Raw genomic sequence first — 21393 nt, 5'->3', positions numbered from 1 at the left:
GGCTCAGCCCGCCTTCACTGCGAGGCCGGTGGAAGCATCGAAGACGCGCACCGACGAGGCCGGCGGCGCAAAGGTCGCCGTCTGCCCGACCGACAGCCCGACATCGTTCTCGAACACCGCCTTCACCGCGCTCTCGCCTTCGCCGAGATGGACGATGGTGCGCGCGCCTATGCGCTCGACGAAGCTCACCGGCATCGAGAGCCCGCGCTCGGCAAGCGCCACTTGCTCGGGCCGGAAGCCGTAGAGCACGTCGCCGCGCGCCGCGCGCACGGCCGAAGCCAGTTCACCCGGCAAGGGCGGCGTGACGCCAAGCGGTCCGAGATCGATCACCAGTCCGCGGTCACTTTCCGCCGGGCTGCCCTTGAGCAGGTTCATGCCCGGTGCGCCGATGAAGCGCGCGACGAAGACATTGGCCGGATTGTTGTAGACCTCGAGCGGCGTGCCGACCTGCTGCAGCACGCCATGGTCCATCACCGCGATGCGGTCGGCCATGGTCATGGCCTCGAGCTGGTCATGCGTGACATAGACCATCGTCTGCCTGAACTGGCGCTGCAGCTGCTTGAGCTCGGTGCGCATCACCGCGCGGAAGGCGGCGTCGACATTGGAGAGCGGCTCGTCGAGCAGGAAGATCGCCGGCTCCATGATCGCCGAGCGGCCGATCGCCACGCGCTGCAGGATGTTGACCGACAGCCTGTCAGCCTTGCGGTCGAGCAATGGCGTCAACTGCAGCATCTCGGCGATGGCGCCGACGCGGCGGTCGATCTCGGCCTTGGCGGCGCCACGCATCCTGGGCCCGTAGGCCAGGTTCTGCCGCACCGTCATATGGGTGAAGATGGCGTAGTTCTGGAAGACGAAGCCCACGCCGCGCCGTCCCATCGGCACGCCGGCCATGTCGCGCTCGCCGAACAGGATCTTGCCGCTGGTCGGCTCTTCCATGCCGGCGATCATGTTCATCGTCGTCGATTTGCCGCAGCCCGAAGGTCCGAGCAGCGCCATGAACTCGCCATCGGCGATCTCGAGGTCCATCGTCTTCAGCGCGGTGAAGTCGCCGAACTTCTTGACCAGGTTTTGCAAGTGGATCGCGCTCATGCCGGCTCCTCCCGGCTCTTCGACATGCGCTTCATGGCGTAGACCGCGACGATCGAGAGCACGATCAGGATAGCCAGCGCGATCGCCGCCACATAGCCCCAGATCAGGTCCTGCGTGGTGACCTTGTAGATATAGACGGAGATCGTCTCGGTGGCGACGCCGGGGCCGCCGCCGGTCATGATGTAGAGCGTGTCGAATATCTTGAAATTCTCGATCACCCGGATCGCCAGCGCGATAATGATGATCGTCTTCATCTTCGGCAACACGATCGTGGTGAAGCGCTGCCAGGCATTGGCGCCGAGCAGCGTCGCGGCCTTCATCTGGTCCTCCGGCACGCCGACCAGGCCGGCGAGCAGAATGAGGAACATCAGCGGCGTCCACTGCCAGATGTCGGCGATCATGACGGCGATCAGCGCCAGGGTCGGATCCGACAGCCAGGCGATGGTGACCGGCGCGCCAACGATCCGTGACAGGATGTCGTTCACCGGACCGCCCGACTGGAAAAGCATGAAGAACATGTAGCCGGCGACCGCGGGCACGACCATCATCGGCATCAAGAGGATCGAATAGAAGATGCGCTTGCCGGGAAAATCGTCGGCGAACAGCGTCGCCAGCGCGAGGCCCAGCAGGAACTCCGCCGGCACGCAGACCAGCATGACGATCGCGGTACGCTGCAGCGCGCTCCAGAAGCGCGTGTCGGCCGCGAGGTCTGTGTAGTTGGCGAAGCTGTTCCACATCTCCCAGGCGTTCCACCAGCCGACACCCGACAGCGGCGACCAGTCGGTGACGCTGATGTAGAGCTGCATCAGAAGCGGAAAGGCCGAGATGAACAGCACCAGGATCTGCGCCGGTAGGGTCAGGCGAAAGCCCAGCCGCGCGCCCTCGTCCCGCTGGGCCGGCTTGGCATGCACGGCGCCCATCTTGTCCTCCGCAATCGTCGCCGTCACCGCGCTCATTGCTTGAGCGCTCCGAAGGTCAGCCCACGCACCAGGTGACGCTGGATGGCGATGCCCATGATCACCGGCGGCACCGCCGCGATCAGGCCGAGCGCGGCCTTGGCGCCGTAGAGCTGTCCAGTCATCGAGGAGGACAACGACGCCATATAGACGGGGATCGTCACCCATTCGCGCGTCGTGAGCAGCAGCGCGATGAGATAATCCGACCAGTTGAGGATGAACACGAAGAGCGCAGCGCTTGCCAGAGGCGCGCGCATCATCGGCAGCGTGATGCGGGTGAAGACGCGCAGCCGCGAGCAGCCCTCGACGAGGGCCGCCTCCTCGATCTCACGTGGCATGTCGTCGAAGAAGGTCTTCATCAGCCAGAAGGCGAAGGGCAGCGTGACGATGCCGTAGATCAGCGCCAGTCCCCACCACGTGTCGTTGAGATTGAGGAACGCCCACATGATCATCACCGGGATCATGACGGCCATCGGCGGAAACAGCCGGAGCTGGATCAGCGCCAGCGGCAGGTTCTGGCCGGAGCCGAAGCGCGACAAGCCATAGGCTGCGGCGGTGCCCGCCGACATGGCGATCACGGTTCCGAACACCGCCGACAAGAGCGACGACAGGATCGGCTTCACCGCCGTGTGGTCGAGCGCGACGATCAGGTCGTTGGTTGAGTGGCCGAACACGAACTGGAAATTGGCAAGCGTCGGCTGCTTCGGCCACCAGGTCAGGTCGGCGCCCGTCGCCGACCACTCGCCGATCGGCTTGAAGGCCATCGACACCATCCACAGGATCGGCACCAGCGTCACCGCCATCGCCGCGAGGATCGCGGCGTAGCGGAATATCTCGAAAGGAACGGAACGCTTCATCTGGCTGCTTTGCTGGTGGCGTTAGGAAGGAGGGGAAGAGCTGACGCCCCTCCCCTCCGGTTCTGATCCAGGGAGGCGGATCAGCTGATCGGATCGAGAACGGTCGGCCAGGCCTCCTTGTTGGTCTTGATGGCTTCGAGGAGCTTGTCCTCGCCGATGCGGCGCGCGATCTTCTTCCACTCCCGCTCTGTGTCGGCCATCGCTTGCTCCGGCGTCTTGGCCTTGGTCAGCGAGGCCACGAGGTTCTCGTCGAGCGCATTGTGGAAGGCGGTGGCGCCGGGATAGTTGATGGTTGGCACCGTGCGCGCCACCGTCTCGCGCACCACGTCCATGTGGTAGGCGTGATAGGTCTGGCGTACCAGCGGATCGGCGAAGTCCGACAGCCGGAACGGATCGAGATAGCCGCCGGGATTGGCGCTCATCCAGGCATAGATGCGGGCCGAGCCGAGCCACTGCAGCAAGAGATAGGCCGCCTCCGGATTCTTCGACTGCGACGAGACCATGCCGGTCAGCGAGAACCAGAGCACCGAGCGGCTGATCAGCTTGCCGTCGATCTCGCGTCCCGGCGGCAGCATCGAGCCGATCTTGCCGGTGACGGCGGAATCCTTGTTGCCGGCATTGTCGAGGAATTTCGGCAGGTTGGAGAAGGCGCAGGTCATCGCCGCACCGCCCTTGGCGAAATTGCCATACTGCTCCGGCCAGCCCCACGAGATCGCGTCCGGCGAATGGTGCGCCAGCGAATCCACATATTCCTTCGTCGCCGCGATGCCTTGCTCGGAATTGATCAGCGGCTTGCCGTCGTCGCCGAACAGGAACTGGTTGGGCGAGGCCATCGAGACATAGCGCTGGTACCAGTTGGTGTAGCCCCAGCCCTGGTTGCGCAGATCGGTCGAGCCGAACAGGCCCTTGTCCGGCCGCTGGAAGAAGGCCGCGACATCGCCGTGCTGCTTCCAGGTCTTCGGCGGCGCAAGATCGTAGCCGTATTTGTCCTTGAACGCCTTCTGCTCGGCGGCGTCGCCGAACAGATCGGTGCGGTAGACCCAGGTCTGGAAATCGCCGTCCAGCGACACGCCATAGGTCGAGCCGCGATACTGGTTGAGCAGCGACACGCCCTTGGCGCCGTTGACGTAGCCCTGCTTCGGGTCGTCCCACTCCGGCTTGTGCTTGGCGACGAAGTCGTCGAGCTTGGCGATGCCGCCGGTTTCGGCGAGATCGCCAAGCCGGTTCCATTCGGTCGAGTAGATGTCGTAGGCCCCACCCTTGGTGGAGATGTCCTGCATCGTCTTGGTGAATTCCTGGCCGTTCGGCAGGCCGACGATCTCGATCTGGATGCCGGTTTCCTTTTCCCAGAGATCCTTGATCGACGGCGCGCCGGCCGGGAACGGCTTGGTCAGCTGGCCGATCGAGCCATCGGACAGGCCGAGCACGATCTTCGCCGGCGCCTTGCCGGCCGCCTTCAGCGCCTTGGCCGCCTCGACCGCTCGCCCTTCAGGCGTGTCGGGTCCGTACTGGTAGCGTTCGGCGCCGTCGAAGCCGGTCGGCCCGCCGATCATGCCGGGCGCCAGCGCATCAGCCGCGAAGGCGCGGCCGGGACGAATGAACTGCGGTGCAATACCGGTCGCGGCGACGAACACCGCGGCCTTTCCTCCGGACGCCAGCAGGCGGCGCCGCGACATGCGGATCAAATGAGACATCGAATTCCTCCCTCGGGGCCTGTTCCTCCATGGCCCGCGTGAGGGATATTGACGACAGCGCGTGAAGCCTGTCAACATCATAAATACTCAAAATACGTCATAAGATCGCAAATGAGGGAGAGAATGCAGTCCAACATACCCGGCACCTCGCACCTATTGCTTGGATTTGAGGGGTTCTTGCCGCGATCCGACCGGCTTGGCCCGACCTTCGCCGCCTTGTGTACCGCGCCGGCTTGCGCGCAAGCCAAGGGCGGTTACATCATTTCACATCAGAATCGCGGTCGCTGCTGAGGCGTTTTCCGGAACTGAGTGGACGCTGCGTGATTTTGATGCTTGCGATGAGGTGCTCGACGTGCGGTCAACCCTGACAGACATAGCCCGCGAAGCCGGCGTTTCTCCGGCCACGGTCGACCGTGTGCTCAACAACCGGCCGGGCGTGCGGGCCCGCACGCGCGAGATCGTCATCGAGATGGCGCAGCGCCTGGGCTACATCGCCGAAACGCCGAACGGCGCGCCGCAACGAACCGTGCCGGGGCAGACGATCCGGCTCGACTTCGCGCTGCCGGCCGGCACCAACTCCTTCATCAAGCTCTTGCACCGGCACATCGAGGCTCAGGCGTTGACCCGACCCGATCTCGACGTCCGCGTGACCACCATCGAAGGCTTCAACCCCGACCGGCTTGCCCGTTTGCTGCAGGATCTGCACGGCCAGACGCAAGGCGTCGGCGTCATCGCGCTCGACCACCCGACGGTGCGTGAGGCGATCCGCTCGCTCTCGGCGAGCGACATCAAGGTCGTGACCATCGCCTCCGACATCCTGCATGTGCCGCGGGTCGCCTATATCGGTATCGACAACCGCGCCGCGGGCCGTCTGGCCGGTTATCTCCTCAACCGCTTCATGGGCGCCGGACATCCGGGCAAGGTCGCGCTGTTCGCCGGCTCGCTTGCCTATCGCGGCCATGAGGAGCGCGAGATGGGCTTTCGCCATATCGTCGCCGAGGAATCTCCCAACCTCGAGATCGTCGAGATGCGTGAAATGCTCGACGACCGCGAAAAGGCTTATTCGGAAGCCTCGGCCCTGCTCGAACGCCACCCTGACCTCGCCGCGATCTACAATGTCGGCGCCGGCAACACAGGCATCGCCCGCGCGCTGAAGGAGCGCGGACGCGCGAAGGAGATCATCTTCCTCGGCCATGAGGTGACGGACGGCACCAAGGAGCTTCTGCTCGACGGCACGCTCGACGCGGTCATCGACCAGAACCCGCGCGTCGAGGCCAGGGAAGCGCTCAACATCCTCGCTCACTCCGTCAGGGGATTGCCCTACGAGCTCCACCAGCCGCGGCTGCAAGTGATTTTCCGCGAGAGCATCCCGGAGATTTGAGCCGCCTCTGCCTGGCTTCGAGCATCGGCGTGCTCAGGCCGCAATCAGCACCGTGCTGTCCGGCGACCAGCTGAGCACCACCGGCTGGCCCTCGGCCAGCCGCTCGGCGCCGGTGTTCTGCACGATCACCTTCAACGTCTGGCCATCGCGGTCGACGAAATAGGTGCTGTTGTTGCCGGCGAAGATGCGCTTCGAGACCTGGCCCTTGAGTGTGTTGGCATCGGCTGGATCGGGCTTCGCCCCGCCGGTTGAAATCCGGATGCGCTCGGGCCGGACTGCGCAGCTCGCCTTGGCGCCGGCCGGCACCGATGCGCCTGTCGAAGCCGCGATCGTCGTGCCGTCCGGCAGCTTGATCCCGGAGCCGGTGGCATTGCCGCGAAAGATGTTGGCGTCGCCGAGGAAGGTCGCGGCGAACTCGCTTTGCGGCCGGTCGTAGATCTCCTCCGGCGGCCCTTCCTGCACCAGCCTGCCGTCGCGCAGGATGCCGATGCGGTCGCTCATCGTCAGCGCCTCTTCCTGGTCGTGGGTGACAAAGATGGTGGTGATACCGATCTCGCGCTGGATGCGCTTCAGCTCGATCTGCATATCGACGCGCAGCGCCTTGTCGAGCGCGCCGAGCGGCTCGTCGAGAAGCAGCACGCGCGGCTTGGTGACGATGGCGCGCGCCAGCGCCACGCGCTGCCGCTGGCCGCCTGAGAGCTGATGAGGCTTGCGGGCGCCGAGCTTGCCGAGCTGCACGAGATCGAGCGCGCGTTGCACCTCCGCCGCGATCGCCGCCTTGGCCTCGCCGCGCACCGAAAGGCCGAAGGCGACATTGTCGGCGACGCTCATATTGGGAAACAGGGCATAGTTCTGGAACACCATGCCGATGCGGCGCTTCTCGACCGGCACGCGCTCGACGCTCTCGCCGCCGATGGCGATGCGGCCGGCATCCGGAAAATCGAAACCGGCGATCTGACGCAGCAGCGTGGTCTTGCCGCTGCCGGACGGACCGAGCAGCGCGTAGAAGCCACCATCGGCGAAATCGATCGAGACATCGTCCAGCGCCTTGTGCGCGCCGAAACTGCGGGAGACGTTCGCGACCTGGACGCCAGCCATTATTTCTCTCCGCCGAATTTGAAGAAGCGTGCCGTGAGCAGCATCAGCGCCATCGACACGACAATGATGATCGTCGAGACCGCATTGATCTCCGGGGTAAAACCCTTGCGGATCGCGGCATAGATCTCGACCGGCAATGTCGTCTGGCCGGGCGTCGACAGAAAGTAGGAGACGACGAACTGGTCGAACGACACGGCGAAGGCGAACAGCCCGCCGGCGATCACGCCGGGCATGATCCAGGGCAGCGTCACGCGCATGGTCACCTGCCACTGGTTGGCGCCGAGCGAGCGCGCGGCTTCTTCGAGCTCCGGCGCGAAGGTCTGCAGCCGCGCCGACACCACGACGATCACATAGGGCAACGCCAGCGCGACATGGCCGAGCAGGATAGCGATGAGCCCGCGGCCGATGCCGACGCCGAAGAAGAAGATCAGCATAGCCGTGCCGGTGATCAGCCACGGAATGGCGATCGGCGGGAAGAGCAGCACCTGCAGGACTTTCTTGYCGCGGAACTCGTAGCGGTAGAGCGCCAGCGAAGCCATCGAGCCGAGCACGGTCGAAATCAAAGTGGTGATGATGGCGATCTCGATGCTGTTCCAGGTCGCCGCGATCAGCTGGTCGTTCTGCCAGAGCGAGGCGTACCAGTCCGTCGTCCACTCGAACGGCAATTGGTAGAAGGGCGAGGCGTTGAAGGACATCGCCGCCATGATGATGATCGGCAGATAGAGGAAGCCGAGCAAAAGCACGATGTAGAAACGCCCGAGCCCTTCGAGGATGCGCGTCGTCGCCATCAGCCGGCCCTCCGCAGCACAGGTGCTGCCAGCGCCAGGATGATCAGCACGACCGCGAGCAGAATGAAGGAAAGTGCTGCGCCCAGCGGCCAGTTGAAGACGGCGACGAACTGGTCCTCGATGACGGTGCCGTAAAAAGTGCCGGTGCGGCCGCCCAGAATGCGCGGCTCCATGAAGGAGCCGACAACCGGCACGAAGATCAGCGCGGCACCCGCGATCAGCCCCGGCATCGACAGCGGGATGATCACCCGCCAAAGCACCTGCCGCCGCGAGGCGCCAAGTGAGCGGCCGGCTTCGATCAGCGAGTCGTCAATGGCCTGCAGCGTCAGATAGCAGGTCAGCACCATGTAGGGCACATAGGAGTGCACCAGGCCGATGATGACGGCCGGATAGGAATACATGAGGTCGATGTTGATCTTGAACGGCAGCACCGCGTTGAGCGCGGTGTCGAGGATGCCGCCTTCGCGCAGCACCATGGCCCAGGAGAAGATGCGCACCAGCCCGTTCGACCAGAAGGGCAGGATGACGAGCAGGAAGATCGCCTCGCGGCTGCGCCCTTTCAGCACCTTGGCCAGCACATAGGCCGCCGGGTAGCCGATGACGACGCACCAAAGTGTCACCTCGAGCCCGAGCCGCAGCGATGAAAGCAAAAGCCGCGAATAGAGGCTTTGTGAAAAGAAGGCCGCGTAATTGCCGAGCGTGAACGACCACTCTTTGCCCGCCAGCGGCAGGTCGGTCATGAAGGAGAAGAACACCATGGCCGACAGCGGCAGGAAGATCGCCAGCGTCAGCCACAGATAGGCGGGAAGGAGAAGCGGCAGCGCCGGCTTCAGTCCGCTTCGCGAACCGATCGCAAGCTCGTCAGCCATTCTGCCTCTCCTCCCCGAAAGACATCGATTACTTCACGTTGACCTTCAGCTCCTGCCACAGCGCCAGGTACTTTTCGCGCTGCTCGTCGGTGATCGGCGCCTGGAACTGGATGCGCTTGGCGACCTCGGGGCTGCCCATGACCTTGCGGTTGAAGGCATCCTCCGGCAGCGAGTCCACCGCCTTGGTGTTGGCCGAGACCGGCGCGCCGACCTTGGTGACCCATTCGACATAGAATTTCGGGTCGATCATGTAGTTGATGAAGGCCTCGGCGCCGGCGACGTTCTTGGAACCGACGGGGATTGAGAAGGCGTCGAGCCAAGCGACGGCCCCTTCCTGCGGAATGACCAGCGAGACCGGCAGCTTGAAATGCGTCTTGGCGCGGTCGGCCGAGCCGCTCCAATAGGTGCCGATATCGATCTGGTTGGAGGCGACCATCTGGTTCCAGTCGTTCTCGGAGCTCCAGAAGGTCTTGATCTGCGGCATCAGCGAGGTGAGCTTCGCCTTGACCGCGTCCATATCCTTGATGTCGTTGATGTTCTGACCCGAGGCGATCGCGCCGAACTGCACCGCCTCGACGGCGTCGTCGCGGATGATGACGCGGCCCTTATGCGCCGGGTCCCACATTTCGGCGATCGACGTCGGCGGCTTGTCGAAGGACTTGTCGTTGATGGCCAGAGCCGTCAGGCCCCACACCCACGGCACGCCATAGACCTTGCCGTCATGGTTGAGCATCGGCGAGCCGGCCTTGTCCTTGGCGATGTCGGCATAGTTGGAGAGCTTCGAGACGTCGATCGGCTGGATCAGCTTGCCGGCCATCGCCTGGTCGTTGAAGGCGGCATTGATCATCACGACGTCGTAGAGGCCGGGATTGGTGCGGATCTTGGTCAGCATCTCCTGTTCGGAGTTGAAGAAGTCGTTGACCACCTTGTAGCCGGTCGCCTTCTCGAAATTGGCGACCGCCCACGGCTCGTCGGCGCCATAACCTTTCCAGTTGAGCACATGCACTTCCTCGGCGGCTTGTGCTGCCAGCGTGAAGGCGGAGACGAAGACGGCGGTGGCCGTCAGGAAAGCGGTCAGTCTGGGCATGCGCATGTTCTTTTCCTCTCATTGTTCGCCCGGTTGACGGGCTTGTTAAGTTGCGGTCGTTTCCCCCCGGCCAGGCGCGGTCATCGCTTCGCCGCGCTCGGCCAGGAATTCGAGGATGTCCATGTCGGTCGGCGCCGAGGACCCGCCATGGCGGGTGACCGAAAGCGCGGCGGCCGCATTGGCGTAGCGTGCCGCCTCGCAAGGGGACATGCCGCGCGAAAGGCCGCTGACGAAGGCGCCGATATGCGTGTCGCCGGCCCCGTTGGTGTCGACCGCCTCCACCTCGAAACCCGGCACCGCGCGGGTGCCGCCGTCGGCCATGCGCACCAGGCAGCCATGCGCGCCGGCGCGGATGACGACGCCTTCGGCCCCCGTGCAGTGCTCGGCCAGCAACCGGATGGCCACGGTCTGGGCATCGCCGGCGCCGGCGATCTCGGCGGCCTCGTTGGTGTTGCAGCTCAGCCAGGTCGTGCGCGCCAGCACCCTGTCCAGGATCGGGCGCGGAATATCCGCGATCACCGGCGTTGGATCGAAGACGAAGGGAATGCCTGCCGGCAACGCTTCGATCCAATCGGCGAGCGCATCGCGGCTGCCGGGATAGCTCAGCGTGTAGCCCGAGGTGAAAACCCAATCGCCTGGAACGGCTTGCACCGGCTTCATCATGTCCGGCGTGAGCCGGCTTTCGGCGCCCGGCCAGGAGACGAAGGTGCGCTCCGCGTCACCGCTGATCATGGCGACGCAATTGCCGCTGTCCATCAAGGGCGACGGCGGCATCAGCGTCTCGATGCCTTCGGCGGCGAAGGCGGCGCGCAGGAAGTCTCCGTCCGGCCCGGTGCCGAGCTGGCCGCCGAACACCACCTTCATGCCGGTGCGGCCTGCCGCGACCATCATGTTGAAGCCGCCGCCGGCGACGCGAGCATAGCTCGACGCGGTCTTTTCCGTGCCGGCCGCCGGCAAGGCGTCGATACGGTAGACATAGTCGACCACCGCGCTGCCGACATGGACGAGCCGCCCGCTCACGCCGCGTCCTCCTTGCCTGAACCAGCCTTGGAGCGGCGCGCCGCGACCAGATCCTCAGCCAGCGCACGAACCTCCGCGATGTCGATGCCCTTCAGTTCCGCAATGCGATCCTGCGGCAGCTCCGACAGGCCGGCGCAGGCGCCGGCCATGCCGGCGGCAATCGCCCCGATCGTGTCGGTATCGCCACCGAGATTGGCGGCGATCACGGCAGCCCGCCAGGCATCGCCTTGCGCGACCTCCAGCACCGCGAATGCCGCAGGCACCGATTCCTGGCTGGCGACGCCGGTGCCGACGAGGTCGACGATCAGCTTGATGGCTTCCTTCTCCGCCTTGCCGCGGACAAGCTCCTGCGCCCAGAGGATGCGCGCGGCGATATCGCCGCCGGTGACCCAATGGCCAAGCGTGGCGCCAAGTCTCGCGGCCGCGACCCCATGACCGGAAGCGGCGCGCCAGTCGCTGCCCGAAATGCCAAGGCTGACTGCGGCGGCAACGGCACTGGCGGAAGCGATCGCGATGGATGTGTTGTGCGTGGCCCGGCAGGTTTCCGCCACCTTGGCGACCAGTGCCGCGAGCGGCTCCGGCGGCATCATGATACCGACCGGCGCGATGCGCATCGCAGCGCCATTGGTGTCGCCGCCGCGCCCGGCCTCTTCGGCCGGCACGCCGCTGTTGATGGCGTCGATGGCGCGCTTGGTCGACGGTCCAAGCAGGTCGTAGCTGCCGCGCGCCTTGACGTCGCGCTCCCAGTCGAGCAGCGCGTTGACCCAGCGCGCATGGTCGAAGCGGTCGCCGGACTCGACGAGGATGCGGCCAAGCAGCAGCGCCTGTTCGGTGTCGTCGGTGATAGCGCCGGCCGGCAGCCCCTTCGACACCGGGTGATCGGCCCTAGGCGCGACGAAACCCTCGACATGGCCGTAGAACGCGGCAATGCGGGCCGGCGAAAGCAACTGCGTCGGCATGCCCAACGCATCGCCAAGCGCCCCGCCGACCAGCGCGCCCATTGCACGATCCATCGCGTCAGCCGCCATGCTCAGAACTCCAGATGCAGCGCGAAATGCGCGGGGTTGAGCAGGCTGGTAACGAATYCGATGGCGCGTCCGTCGGCGGCGCGCGTCAGGCGACGCGTGCGCAGGAACGGCGTGCCGGGCGCGCAGGCGAGGATTGCCGCATCGGCCGCGCTCAGCATCTCGATGTCGACCCACTCCTCGCCATGGTCGGGAACAAGCCCTGCGCCGCGCAGCGTCTGGTGCAGCGTGCCTTCGCGCAGGCCGCGCAGGGGAATGTCCTCCAATTCGGGCGACAACGGCAGGCGGCTGCGCTCGATCGAGATGGCGTGGCCGTCATCGGCATTGGTACGGGCGCGGTCGACGGCGATGAAGGACGAACTCTTGACCCCGAGCCTGGCCGCCAGCTCGGCGTCCTCGATAATCTCGAGCCGCAGGGTGCGGGTCTCGGCATTGGCGCCCGCATTGGCCAGCGCGCGCGACCAGCCGATCGCGTCATCGACCGGCATGCCGTCGAAGGTCACGAAGGAGCCGATGCCGACCTTGGTGGTGATCAGCCCGCGGCTCGACAGTTCTTCCAGCCCCTTGCGCACCGTGTTGCGGCTGACGGAGAAGCGCTGGACGAGCTCGTTCTCGCTCTGCAGGCGGTCGCCGAAGCCAAGCACGCCGGAGCGTATCTCATGCTCCAGTACCGTCGCGATCTGCTCGGGCTTGCCCGTGCCGGGTGAGAGCTGCATCGCGCGACGGGCCATATCGATACCTGTCCAATGAACCTGTATAATCCTGTTCAATATCGTATCCGAAATGAAGCGTCAACGGTTAGCTCCTTCTCCCCGTCTCTATACGGGGAGAAGGTGGCGGCAGCCGGATGAGGGGCGGCGCCGATCTAAGACAATTGGCCGGCTACCGACGACGATCGCGGATCAAACGAAGAAGAATTCCTCCACCCGCCGCTTGGCCTGCCGCAGCACCGGCAGGATGTCGCGCTCCATCGCCTCGACCGAGAAACGCGCCGACTGCGTCGAGACGTTGATGGCGGCGACGGTACGGCCGCCGCGATCGGCGATCGGCACCGCGATCGAACGCAGGCCGAGCTCCAACTCCTCGTCGACGATAGCGAAGCCGTCCGCCCTCGCCCTGTCGATGGCTTTGCCAAGCGCGGCGCGGCCGGTGATCGTCTTCGGCGTCCGCCGCTCGATGGACGCTTCGGCAAGGAAGGTCTTCAACTCATCCGCCGGCAGGCCCGAAAGCAGCACCCGCCCCATCGAGGTGCAATAGGCTGGCAGCCGCGTGCCGACATCGAGCGCAACATTCAAGATGCGCCGTCCGGGGATGCGCGCGACATAGACAACGTCCTCGCCCGACAGCACCGCAGCGTTGCAGGCTTCGTCGAATTTCCCCGCCACCTCGCGCATGATGGGTGCGGCAAAGGTCCACAGCGATGCGCCGCCGAGCCATGTCCGCGCGACTGTCAAAAGACGCGGCGACAACGAAAACAGCCGGCCGGACTGCGTCGCATAGCCCGTGGCGACCAATGTCAGCAGGAAGCGGCGGGCGCCCGCGCGGGTGAGGTCAGCCTCTTCGGCCATCTCGGTCAGCGTCATGCCGCCCGGATGGCGCGCGAGGATTTCCATCACCGCCAAACCGCGTTCCAGCGAGCCGACATGGTCGCGTGAAATGGATTCCTCTTCCACGAACCTCTCCAGGCCAGCGTTGACTCAATCCAGAGGTTGGAGTTAAAAGTATCTCATATAAAACAGATGTTCGCAATACGAACTTTTTCACGGAGCCTCGAGATGGTCAAATTCCTGCCGCTGAAAGAGGCGGTCGCGGAAAATCTGCACGACGGTGATACGGTCGCCTTCGAGGGCTTCACCCATCTGATCCCGACCGCCGCCGCGCATGAGGCGATCCGCCAGGGCTTTCGCGACCTGACGCTGATCCGCATGACGCCCGACCTGATCTACGACCAGATGATCGRCATGGGCATGGCGAAGAAGGTCGTCTTCTCCTATGTCGGCAATCCAGGCGTCGGCCTGCTCAGGCGCGCCCGCGACGCCATCGAGAACGGTTTTCCGCGCTCAATCGAGGTCGAGGAGCACAGCCACGCCGGCATGGCCAATGCCTATGAGGCGGGCGCCGCCGGCCTGCCCTGCGCGGTGTTCCGCGGCTATCGCGGCGCCGGTCTCGCTGCGGTCAATCCCAACATCAAATCGGTCACTTGCCCCTTCACCGGCGAGGTGCTGGCCGCCGTTCCGGCGATAAGGCCGGACGTCACCTTCATCCACGCGCAGAAGGCGGACCGGAAAGGCAACGTGCTGGTCGAGGGCATTATCGGCATCCAGAAGGAGGCGGTGCTGGCGGCAAAGCGCGCCGTCGTGACGGTCGAGGAAGTGGTCGACGATTTCGACGACCTCCACCCCAACCTCACCGTGCTGCCAAACTGGACGATCGCGGCGATTTCCATTGTGCCGGGCGGCTCGCATCCCTCCTACACGCATGGCTACTATGAGCGCGACAACGCCGCCTATCTCGAATGGGACGAGATCGCCGCCGACCGCGACCGCTTCCAGGCGTGGATGCAGAAGAATGTCATCGAGAGCGGCGCGGACGACTTTGCCGGCCGCGTCGAGCGTCTGAGGAAAGCCGCATGAGCGACGCGAAGGATATGGGCTTCACCCCGAACGAGATGATGACGATCGCCGCCAGCCGCGCCTTGAAAAGCGACGATGTCTGCTTCGTCGGCATCGGCGCGCCGTCGGCCGCCTGCAACGTCGCGCGGCTGACGCACGCGCCCGACATCACCTTGATCTACGAGAGCGGCACCATCGGCACCGCGCCCGACGTGCTGCCGCTCTCGATCGGCGACGGCGAATTGTGCGAGACCGCGGTCGCCACCGTCGCGGTGCCGGAGATGTTCCGCTACTGGCTGCAGGGCGGCCGCATCTCGATCGGCTTCCTTGGCGCCGCCCAGCTCGACAAGTTCGGCAACATCAACACCACCGTCATCGGCGACTACGCGCATCCCAAGACCCGCCTGCCCGGCGGCGGCGGYGCGCCGGAGATCGCCACCTCGTCGAGGCAGGTCTACATCACCATGGCCCAGTCGAAGCGCGGCATGGTCGAGAAGATCGACTTCTTCACCTCCTTCGGCCATGGCGACGGCGGCGATCATCGCAAGCGCCTCGGCATCGACACCGCCGGGCCGACGCTCTTGATCACCGACCTCGCCATCTGGAAGCCCGACCCGGTGACCAAGGAGTTCACCGTCGTCTCGTTGCATCCGGGCGTCAGCCGCGAGCAGGTGCAGGAAACCTGTGGCTGGACGGTCAAGTTCGCTGAGGCCCTTGACGAGACGCCGGCGCCGACGGAACTCGAGCTGAAGACATTGCGCGACCTGCAGGCCCGCACCAAGGCGGCGCATCAAGGGACCGCCAAAGGGAAAGCTGCATAAATGACTGAAGCCTTCATCTGCGACTACATCCGCACGCCGATCGGCCGCTTTGGCGGTTCGCTGTCCTCCGTCCGCGCCGACGATCTCGGCGCCATCCCGTTGCGGGCGCTCGTGGAACRCAACAAGGGCATCGATTGGGCAGCGATCGATGACGTCGTCTATGGCTGCGCCAACCAGGCCGGCGAGGACAACCGCAACGTCGCGCGCATGGCACTGCTGCTTGCCGGCCTCCCGCAGGACATTCCCGGTTCGACGGTCAATCGCCTGTGCGGTTCCGGCATGGATGCCGTCACCATCGCCGCGCGCGCCATCAAATCAGGCGAGGCGGAGCTGATGGTCGCCGGCGGTGTGGAATCGATGAGCCGGGCGCCCTTCGTCATGCCGAAGGCCGACACCGCCTTCTCGCGCAATGCCGAGATCTACGACACCACCATCGGCTGGCGCTTCGTCAACCCGCTGATGAAGAAGCAGTATGGCGTCGATTCCATGCCGGAGACCGGCGAGAACGTCGCCGAGGATTTTTCCGTCTCCCGCGCCGACCAGGACGCCTTCGCCGTGCGCAGCCAGGACAAGGCGGTGGCCGCGCAGGCCAATGGCCGTCTGGCGAAGGAAATCACGCCGGTGACCATCCCGCAGAGGAAAGGCGACGCGGTCGTCGTGTCGAAGGACGAACATCCCCGCGCCGGCACGACGGTCGAGACGCTGGCCAAACTGCCGACGCCGTTCCGCCAGGGCGGCACGGTGACCGCTGGCAATGCCTCCGGCGTCAATGACGGCGCGGCGGCCCTCATCGTCGCTTCGGAAGCGGCTGCGAAGAAGCATGGGTTGACGCCGATCGCCCGTATCCTCGGCGGCGCCGTCGCCGGCGTTGCGCCGCGCATCATGGGCATCGGACCGGCGCCGGCCACCAAGAAGCTTTGCGCCCGCCTCGGCCTGACGCCGGAACAGTTCGACGTCATCGAATTGAACGAAGCCTTCGCCTCCCAGGGCATTGCCGTGCTCCGCCAACTCGGAATCTCCGAGAAGGCGGAGCATGTGAACCCCAATGGCGGCGCGATTGCGCTGGGTCATCCGCTCGGCATGTCCGGCGCGCGCATCACCGGCACGGCGGCGCGCGAGCTCAGCGAGCGCGGCGGCAAACTGGCTCTGGCCACCATGTGCATCGGCGTCGGCCAGGGCATCGCCATCGCGCTTGAGCGCGTCTGAGCACGGCGGCCGATCAGTAAGGCAGACCGACGTAGTTTTCGGCCAATGCCGTGGAAGCGGCCTTGGAATGTACCAGGTAATCGAGCTCGGCTTCCTGGATGCGCTGGCCGAATTCGCCTGTCTCCGGAAAACGGTGCAGCATCGTCGTCATCCACCAGGAAAAGCGCACCGCTTTCCAGACACGCGCCAAAGCCTTGGCTGAATAGGCGTCGAGCCCGGCTTGCGACCTCTCACGGTAGAATTCGCGAAGTCCGGCAAAGAGATAGCGCACGTCGCTGGCGGCGAGGTTGAGGCCCTTGGCGCCGGTCGGCGGCACGATATGGGCGGCATCGCCGACCAGGAACAGTTTTCCGAAGCGCATCGGCTCGGCCACGAAGGAGCGCAGCGGCGCGATCGACTTCTCGAAGGACGGCCCGATGATGACGGCGCCCGCTATATGCGGCGGCAGGCGGCTGCGCAACTCGTCCCAGAAGCGGTCGTCCGACCAGTCCTCGACGCGTTCGTCGGCAGGAACCTGCACATAGTAGCGGCTGCGCCGCGGCGAGCGCATCGAGCAGAGCGCAAAGCCTCGCTCGTGATTGGCATAGACCAGCTCATGGTCGGCCGGCGGCACTTCGGCCAGCACGCCCAGCCAGCCGAACGGATAGTGCCGCTCGAACGTCTTCAGCGCGCCTTCCGGCACCGACCTGCGGCTGACGCCGTGATAGCCGTCGCAGCCGGCGATGAAGTCGCAGTCGATGCGGTGCGTGAGGCCGTCCTTGTCGTAGGTGACGAAGGGCGCAGCGCCGTCGAAACCATGCAACGCGACATTCGAGGTTTCGAAGAAAGTCACCAAGCCCGCCGCTTCGCGTTTCTGCATCAGATCGAGCGTCACCTCCGTCTGGCCATAGACGGTGACATGCTTGCCGCCGGTGAGCGCGGTCATGTCGATGCGATGCGCGCGGCCGTCGAAGGCGAGCGAGATGCCGGCATGCTGCAGCCCCTGCGCATGCAGCCTGTCCGCCGCGCCCGCTTCGCCGAGCAGGTCGACCGTGCCTTGTTCGAGCACGCCGGCGCGAACGCGGCCGAGCACATGCTCGCGGCTGGATCGCTCGAGGATGATCGTCTCGACCCCGATCGCGGCGAGCAACTGGCCGAGCAGCAGGCCGGACGGCCCCGAGCCAACGATGACGACCTGCGTGCGCATCAGTGTCCGAGGCTCTCGATCTGCGCGCTCAGCTCGGCCGCAAGCCGCAGCGCGGCCGCGGTCGCCACGACCATTTGCGGCAGGATGAGCCATTCCAGCGTCCAGGCCGCGCCCGAGCGCTCCTGCTCATGCAGCAGCGCCTGGTGCATGCCGGAAAGCTGGACGGCATTGAAGCGCGCCAGCGCCACCAGCGCCTCCGCCTTCACCGGATTCTGCTTGTGCGGCATCGCCGACGAACCGCCACCGCCGGACAGTTTGATCTCGGACCCCATCTGCGCCATCAATGCGACGTCCTGCCCGAATTTGCCGAGGCTTCCGGTAACCAGCGACAGCCAGGAGGCGAACTCGGCGAGCGCGTCGCGCTGGCTGTGCCATTGCGGCGCATCGGCAAGACCGAGCTTCGCGGCAAGCGCGGCGCGGACGGCGGCGGCTTTGTCGCCGAGCTTTTCCAGCGTTCCGGCGGCACCCCCGAATTGCAGCACCAGCAGCCGGCCGGAGAGCTCTTTCAAGCGTTCCTGGTGACGTTCGAGCGGCGCCCGCCACGAAACGATCCGATCCCGTGCGGTTATTGGAATTGCCGGCTGCATGCGCGTCATCGCCATGAGTTCCAGGTTTTCGAACTCCAGCCCCAGCCCGGTGAGGCGCACGACATTCTCGCCGAGCAGCAGGCCGATATGGTCGACGACCTGTCGCAAGCGCAGCACAAGCGAGGTGTCGATGACATCCTGACTGGTGGCGCCGAAATGCACATAGGCATCGTGCGGCGTACCGACCGCGGTTTTGATCTGCCGAACCAGTTCCGGCACCACGACGCCATCCCTGGCGACACCGGCACGCAGCTTCGCCGTATCCGGTCGGAACGATCCCAAGGCTTTCGCAATCGCCGCCCCCGCATCACGCGGGATGACACCCAGCTCCGCTTCCACCTCGGCCAGCGCCCGCTCGAAACCGAGCATCGCGGCGATGTCGGCTTCGACGGAAAAATGCCTGGCCGCCTCCTCGTCGCCGAGCAGGCCGGAAAGCAGCGGATGATCGAAGGGCGAAACGGTCATGGCGGCCACGGTCAGCTGTCGAAGAAGACCGTCTCCTTTTCGCCCTGCAGGTGTATGTCGAAGACGTAGGCATCGCCCTGGCGCTCGGCGATCAGCGTCGGCACGCGCAGGCGATGTTCGATGCAGGCAAGGATCGGGTCCTCGGCATTGGCCTTTTCCTCGTCCGAGAAATAGAGGCGCGTATGCAGGCCGAGATTGATGCCGCGCGCCACGATCCACAGCGTGATGTGCGGCGCCATCAACCGGCCGTCGCGGAACGGCACGCGACCCGGCTTGATCGTCTGGAACAGGCAGACGCCCGTTTCCATGTCGGTCGGCTGCCGGCCCCAACCCAAGAAGTTCGGATCGGCCGTGCCGCGCAACTCGGCGGGCGAATTGTACAACCCGGCGGCATCCGCCTGCCAGATCTCGATCAGCGCGTCCTTGAGCGGCGTGCCGGTGCCGTCGAGCACGCGGATACGCAATTCGATGCGCTCGCCCCTGGTCTCACCGTTGAGCATCGTCGAGCCGAGGTCGCTCGCATAGACACCGCCGATGCCGCAGAAATTGGGTGTCAGCCCGATATGCACATAGGGGCCGGCGGTCTGCGAAGGGCTCTCCTTCAACCGGTCGAGCGACTGCGCCATCAATTGCCCTCCGGCCTGTTCTCGAACAGCGTCGAGCGRCGCCCGCGCAGCACGATGTCGAACTTGTAGGCGAGCGCGTCCATCGGGATGGTCGACTGCATGTCGAGCGCAGCGATCAGCGCCTCGATCGCTTGCTTGTTGGAAATTCCRCCGACGATCGGGCAGCGCCAGATCAGCGGATCGCCCTCGAAATACATCTGTGTGATCAGCCGCTGCGCGAAGCCGTGGCCGAACACCGAAAAATGGATATGCGCCGGCCGCCAGTCGTTCGGACCGTTCGGCCAGGGATAAGGCCCGGGCCTGACGGTGCGAAAGGCGTAGCCGCCGTCCTCGCCGGTGATCGTGCGGCCGCAGCCGCCGAAATTCGGGTCGAGCGGGGCGAGATAGCCGTCCTTCTTGTGGCGGTAGCGGCCGCCGGCATTGGCCTGCCAGAATTCGAGCAGCACGCCGGGGACACCGTTGCCGCGCTCGTCCAGCACACGCCCATGGACGATGATGCGCTCACCGAGCGCGCTCTCGCCGGCTTTGGCGAAATTGTGGATCAGGTCGTTGTCGAGCTCGCCGAGCATCGTGTGCCCGAACACCGGTCCGGTCAGTTCCGACAGCGTGTTGTCGAACGACAAAAGCGCCTTTTGCGGCGAGCGCAGCACCGAGCTCTTGTAGTTCGGCGTGAAGGCCGGCGGATGCCATTGGCGGTCGCGCTGGAAGAAGGCACCGGTTTCCGGCGCCCGGTTGGTTCCTCGCTCAGCCATGGGCGGTCTTGGCTCCGTCCATCTGCGCGAACACCTCCTTGGCGATCTTGAAAGCGCGGTTGGCGGCCGGCACGCCGGCATAGATCGCGACATGCAGAAAGGCCTCGCAGATATCGTCGCGCGTGGCGCCCGTGTTGGCGGTGGCGCGCACATGCATGGCCACTTCCTCGTCATGGCCGAGCGCCGCAAGCAGCGCCAGCGTCACGATCGAGCGCTCGCGCTTCGACCAGCCGGGCCGTGCCCATACCGTTCCCCAGGCGGCTTCGGTGATCAGCTGCTGGAACGGCCGGTCGAAATCGGTCGCGGTATCCTCGGCGCGGTCGACATGGGGATCGCCGAGCACGGAGCGGCGAACCTCGAGACCGGTCCGGTAGCGGTTCTTCGTGAGATCATCCATGAGCAGACTTTCCCTCGGGCAACGAGGCGACGAAATCGCGGATCAAGCTGACGAGCGCTTCGGGCTGCTCGATRCACGGGATGTGCGCGGCATCGCGGATCACTTCGAAACGCGCGCCGGGGATCAGGCCGGCCAGCGAGCGGACAAGATCGGGCGGCGTCGAGCCGTCCTGGTCGCCGACGGCGCAGAGCGTCGGCACAGCGATGCGCCGCGCGCTATCGGTGAAATCTGCATCGCGCACCGCCATGCAGGTGCCGATGTAACCAGGCAGCGCCTGCCGGGTCAGCATGTTGCGGCAGCCGGCCAGATCGGCCGCGCGCGCGGCGTGGAATTCCGGCGTGAACCACACTTTCATGATGCCGTCGGCGATCGCCTCGATGCCGTCGCGCTCGACGGTTGCGATACGCGTATTCCAGCTCTCGGCCGTGCCGATCTTATGCGCGGTGTCGCTGAGGATGAGCGCCTCGACGAGTTCGGGCCGGCGGGCGCAAAGCCGCTGCGCGACCATGCCGCCGACGGAGAGGCCGAAGAGCACGACCTTGTTGAAGCCGAAGTGGTCGATGAGGCCCGCAAGATCGTCGACATGGTCGTCGATGGAACGCGCGCCGCTGCCGATATCCGACAGACCATGGCCACGCTTGTCGTAGACCAGCATCGGCATTTCACCGGTGAGCTTTGCCACGACGTCGTCCCAGATGCGGAAGTCGGTGCCCAGCGAATTGATGAAGATGATCGGACGCGACGTGCCCGTCGCCTTGATGAAGCGGTGATGCAGCGTGACGCCGCCTATGCTGACGAATGGCACGATTTCGATCCTCCAAACCCACATTGCACGAGCAGTTTGGTTCGGTAAAATGATATTTTGCGGCGTTTCATT

22 protein-coding genes are annotated in these 21393 nt (G+C 65.3%); 4 read left to right on the top strand and 18 right to left on the bottom strand.

Translation table 11 applies throughout. The annotated features are described in order from the left end of the window. Positions 1-3: 3 nt before the first annotated feature. The 4 genes from LCM4577_RS17080 to LCM4577_RS17065 all read right to left on the bottom strand — a co-directional run bounded on the left by LCM4577_RS17080 (position 4) and on the right by LCM4577_RS17065 (position 4596). A complete protein-coding gene (locus LCM4577_RS17080; RefSeq protein ID WP_071032177.1) occupies positions 4-1089 on the bottom strand; it encodes an ABC transporter ATP-binding protein in 1086 nt (361 codons plus the stop codon). Next, positions 1086-2045 (bottom strand): carbohydrate ABC transporter permease, encoded by a 960-nt coding sequence (locus tag LCM4577_RS17075; protein ID WP_071072387.1) that lies wholly within the window; start codon positions 2043-2045, stop codon positions 1086-1088. The genes LCM4577_RS17080 and LCM4577_RS17075 overlap by 4 nt, the downstream gene beginning before the upstream one ends. Next, positions 2042-2902: a carbohydrate ABC transporter permease gene (locus LCM4577_RS17070; protein ID WP_040984053.1), complete on the bottom strand. Its 861-nt coding sequence runs from the start codon at positions 2900-2902 to the stop codon at positions 2042-2044. The genes LCM4577_RS17075 and LCM4577_RS17070 overlap by 4 nt, the downstream gene beginning before the upstream one ends. Before the next feature lie 80 nt (positions 2903-2982). Continuing rightward, positions 2983-4596, bottom strand: coding sequence for an extracellular solute-binding protein (locus tag LCM4577_RS17065; protein WP_071072385.1), 1614 nt, complete (start codon positions 4594-4596; stop codon positions 2983-2985). A 352-nt stretch (positions 4597-4948) separates the two neighbouring features. Between LCM4577_RS17065 and LCM4577_RS17060 the strand changes: the two genes are divergently transcribed. Next, positions 4949-5977: a LacI family DNA-binding transcriptional regulator gene (locus tag LCM4577_RS17060; protein ID WP_071072543.1), complete on the top strand. Its 1029-nt coding sequence runs from the start codon at positions 4949-4951 to the stop codon at positions 5975-5977. Between the two features lie 33 nt (positions 5978-6010). On the opposite strand, the gene LCM4577_RS17055 is transcribed toward LCM4577_RS17060, so the two are convergent. The 8 genes from LCM4577_RS17055 to LCM4577_RS17020 all read right to left on the bottom strand — a co-directional run bounded on the left by LCM4577_RS17055 (position 6011) and on the right by LCM4577_RS17020 (position 13537). Continuing rightward, entirely contained in the window at positions 6011-7075 is a 1065-nt protein-coding gene (locus LCM4577_RS17055) for an ABC transporter ATP-binding protein (RefSeq protein ID WP_071072383.1), read from the bottom strand. Next, positions 7075-7863, bottom strand: a complete 789-nt coding sequence (locus LCM4577_RS17050; protein WP_071072381.1) for an ABC transporter permease — start codon at positions 7861-7863, stop codon at positions 7075-7077. The genes LCM4577_RS17055 and LCM4577_RS17050 overlap by 1 nt, the downstream gene beginning before the upstream one ends. Further along, positions 7863-8732: an ABC transporter permease gene (locus tag LCM4577_RS17045; RefSeq protein WP_071072379.1), complete on the bottom strand. Its 870-nt coding sequence runs from the start codon at positions 8730-8732 to the stop codon at positions 7863-7865. Before LCM4577_RS17045 ends, LCM4577_RS17050 begins: the two co-directional genes overlap by 1 nt. A gap of 28 nt (positions 8733-8760) precedes the next feature. Next, a complete protein-coding gene (locus LCM4577_RS17040; RefSeq protein ID WP_071072374.1) occupies positions 8761-9825 on the bottom strand; it encodes an ABC transporter substrate-binding protein in 1065 nt (354 codons plus the stop codon). A 39-nt stretch (positions 9826-9864) separates the two neighbouring features. After that, positions 9865-10839 carry a PfkB family carbohydrate kinase gene (locus tag LCM4577_RS17035; RefSeq protein WP_071072372.1) on the bottom strand — a complete coding sequence of 325 codons (975 nt, stop codon included), beginning with the start codon at positions 10837-10839 and terminating at the stop codon, positions 9865-9867. Then, positions 10836-11867: an ADP-ribosylglycohydrolase family protein gene (locus LCM4577_RS17030; RefSeq protein WP_071072371.1), complete on the bottom strand. Its 1032-nt coding sequence runs from the start codon at positions 11865-11867 to the stop codon at positions 10836-10838. Before LCM4577_RS17030 ends, LCM4577_RS17035 begins: the two co-directional genes overlap by 4 nt. Positions 11868-11869: 2 nt before the next feature. Continuing rightward, the gene (locus LCM4577_RS17025; protein ID WP_071072369.1) at positions 11870-12595 is read right to left on the bottom strand and encodes a GntR family transcriptional regulator; all 726 of its coding nucleotides are present in this window, start codon (positions 12593-12595) and stop codon (positions 11870-11872) included. Between the two features lie 171 nt (positions 12596-12766). Next, positions 12767-13537 (bottom strand): IclR family transcriptional regulator C-terminal domain-containing protein, encoded by a 771-nt coding sequence (locus LCM4577_RS17020; RefSeq protein WP_071072367.1) that lies wholly within the window; start codon positions 13535-13537, stop codon positions 12767-12769. Between the two features lie 102 nt (positions 13538-13639). On the opposite strand from LCM4577_RS17020, the gene LCM4577_RS17015 reads away from it, so the two are divergent. Genes LCM4577_RS17015 through pcaF form a run of 3 tightly spaced genes read left to right on the top strand, consistent with a single transcriptional unit; the run spans position 13640 to position 16503 of the window. Next, on the top strand, positions 13640-14497 hold the full coding sequence (locus LCM4577_RS17015) for a CoA transferase subunit A (RefSeq protein ID WP_071072365.1): 858 nt from the start codon (positions 13640-13642) through the stop codon (positions 14495-14497). After that, complete coding sequence (locus LCM4577_RS17010; RefSeq protein ID WP_071072363.1) at positions 14494-15297, top strand: CoA-transferase subunit beta; 804 nt, start codon at positions 14494-14496, stop codon at positions 15295-15297. The genes LCM4577_RS17015 and LCM4577_RS17010 overlap by 4 nt, the downstream gene beginning before the upstream one ends. Then, on the top strand, positions 15298-16503 hold the full coding sequence (gene pcaF, locus LCM4577_RS17005; RefSeq protein ID WP_071072361.1) for a 3-oxoadipyl-CoA thiolase: 1206 nt from the start codon (positions 15298-15300) through the stop codon (positions 16501-16503). Positions 16504-16516: 13 nt separating this feature from the next. Here the strand turns inward: pcaF and pobA are convergent, their stop codons facing one another. From pobA to pcaD, 6 genes are read right to left on the bottom strand one after another with little or no spacing between them, the layout of a single operon-like run. Further along, positions 16517-17689, bottom strand: a complete 1173-nt coding sequence (gene pobA / locus LCM4577_RS17000) for a 4-hydroxybenzoate 3-monooxygenase (RefSeq protein WP_071072359.1) — start codon at positions 17687-17689, stop codon at positions 16517-16519. Beyond that, positions 17689-18741, bottom strand: a complete 1053-nt coding sequence (locus LCM4577_RS16995) for a 3-carboxy-cis,cis-muconate cycloisomerase (protein WP_071072541.1) — start codon at positions 18739-18741, stop codon at positions 17689-17691. The genes pobA and LCM4577_RS16995 overlap by 1 nt, the downstream gene beginning before the upstream one ends. Positions 18742-18752: 11 nt before the next feature. Further along, the gene (gene pcaG, locus LCM4577_RS16990) at positions 18753-19367 is read right to left on the bottom strand and encodes a protocatechuate 3,4-dioxygenase subunit alpha (protein WP_071032192.1); all 615 of its coding nucleotides are present in this window, start codon (positions 19365-19367) and stop codon (positions 18753-18755) included. Continuing rightward, positions 19367-20119 carry a protocatechuate 3,4-dioxygenase subunit beta gene (gene pcaH, locus LCM4577_RS16985; protein WP_071032193.1) on the bottom strand — a complete coding sequence of 251 codons (753 nt, stop codon included), beginning with the start codon at positions 20117-20119 and terminating at the stop codon, positions 19367-19369. The genes pcaG and pcaH overlap by 1 nt, the downstream gene beginning before the upstream one ends. Next, positions 20112-20516 (bottom strand): 4-carboxymuconolactone decarboxylase, encoded by a 405-nt coding sequence (pcaC, locus tag LCM4577_RS16980; RefSeq protein WP_071072358.1) that lies wholly within the window; start codon positions 20514-20516, stop codon positions 20112-20114. The genes pcaH and pcaC overlap by 8 nt, the downstream gene beginning before the upstream one ends. Next, positions 20509-21321 (bottom strand): 3-oxoadipate enol-lactonase, encoded by an 813-nt coding sequence (gene pcaD, locus LCM4577_RS16975; protein ID WP_071032238.1) that lies wholly within the window; start codon positions 21319-21321, stop codon positions 20509-20511. The genes pcaC and pcaD overlap by 8 nt, the downstream gene beginning before the upstream one ends. Positions 21322-21393 lie beyond the last annotated feature (72 nt).

It is taken from the genome of Mesorhizobium sp. LCM 4577, from assembly GCF_001854795.2.
GTDB classification, from domain to species: domain Bacteria; phylum Pseudomonadota; class Alphaproteobacteria; order Rhizobiales; family Rhizobiaceae; genus Mesorhizobium; species Mesorhizobium plurifarium.
The sequence above is the reverse complement of the archived record's forward strand: the minus strand, read 5'-3'. Positions and strand labels throughout refer to the sequence as shown.

What these genes read in the sequence shown, in the direction of transcription:
- LCM4577_RS17030 (WP_071072371.1), bottom strand. Translation starts at nt 11,867, where the DNA reads ATGGCGGCTGACGCGATGGATCGTGCAATGGGCGCGCTGGTCGGCGGG.
- pcaC (WP_071072358.1), bottom strand. Translation starts at nt 20,516, where the DNA reads ATGGATGATCTCACGAAGAACCGCTACCGGACCGGTCTCGAGGTTCGC.
- LCM4577_RS17055 (WP_071072383.1), bottom strand. Translation starts at nt 7,075, where the DNA reads ATGGCTGGCGTCCAGGTCGCGAACGTCTCCCGCAGTTTCGGCGCGCAC.
- pobA (WP_071072359.1), bottom strand. Translation starts at nt 17,689, where the DNA reads ATGCGCACGCAGGTCGTCATCGTTGGCTCGGGGCCGTCCGGCCTGCTG.
- pcaG (WP_071032192.1), bottom strand. Translation starts at nt 19,367, where the DNA reads ATGGCGCAGTCGCTCGACCGGTTGAAGGAGAGCCCTTCGCAGACCGCC.
- LCM4577_RS17080 (WP_071032177.1), bottom strand. Translation starts at nt 1,089, where the DNA reads ATGAGCGCGATCCACTTGCAAAACCTGGTCAAGAAGTTCGGCGACTTC.
- LCM4577_RS17045 (WP_071072379.1), bottom strand. Translation starts at nt 8,732, where the DNA reads ATGGCTGACGAGCTTGCGATCGGTTCGCGAAGCGGACTGAAGCCGGCG.
- LCM4577_RS17065 (WP_071072385.1), bottom strand. Translation starts at nt 4,596, where the DNA reads ATGTCTCATTTGATCCGCATGTCGCGGCGCCGCCTGCTGGCGTCCGGA.
- LCM4577_RS16995 (WP_071072541.1), bottom strand. Translation starts at nt 18,741, where the DNA reads ATGACCGTTTCGCCCTTCGATCATCCGCTGCTTTCCGGCCTGCTCGGC.
- LCM4577_RS17040 (WP_071072374.1), bottom strand. Translation starts at nt 9,825, where the DNA reads ATGCGCATGCCCAGACTGACCGCTTTCCTGACGGCCACCGCCGTCTTC.
- LCM4577_RS17075 (WP_071072387.1), bottom strand. Translation starts at nt 2,045, where the DNA reads ATGAGCGCGGTGACGGCGACGATTGCGGAGGACAAGATGGGCGCCGTG.
- LCM4577_RS17070 (WP_040984053.1), bottom strand. Translation starts at nt 2,902, where the DNA reads ATGAAGCGTTCCGTTCCTTTCGAGATATTCCGCTACGCCGCGATCCTC.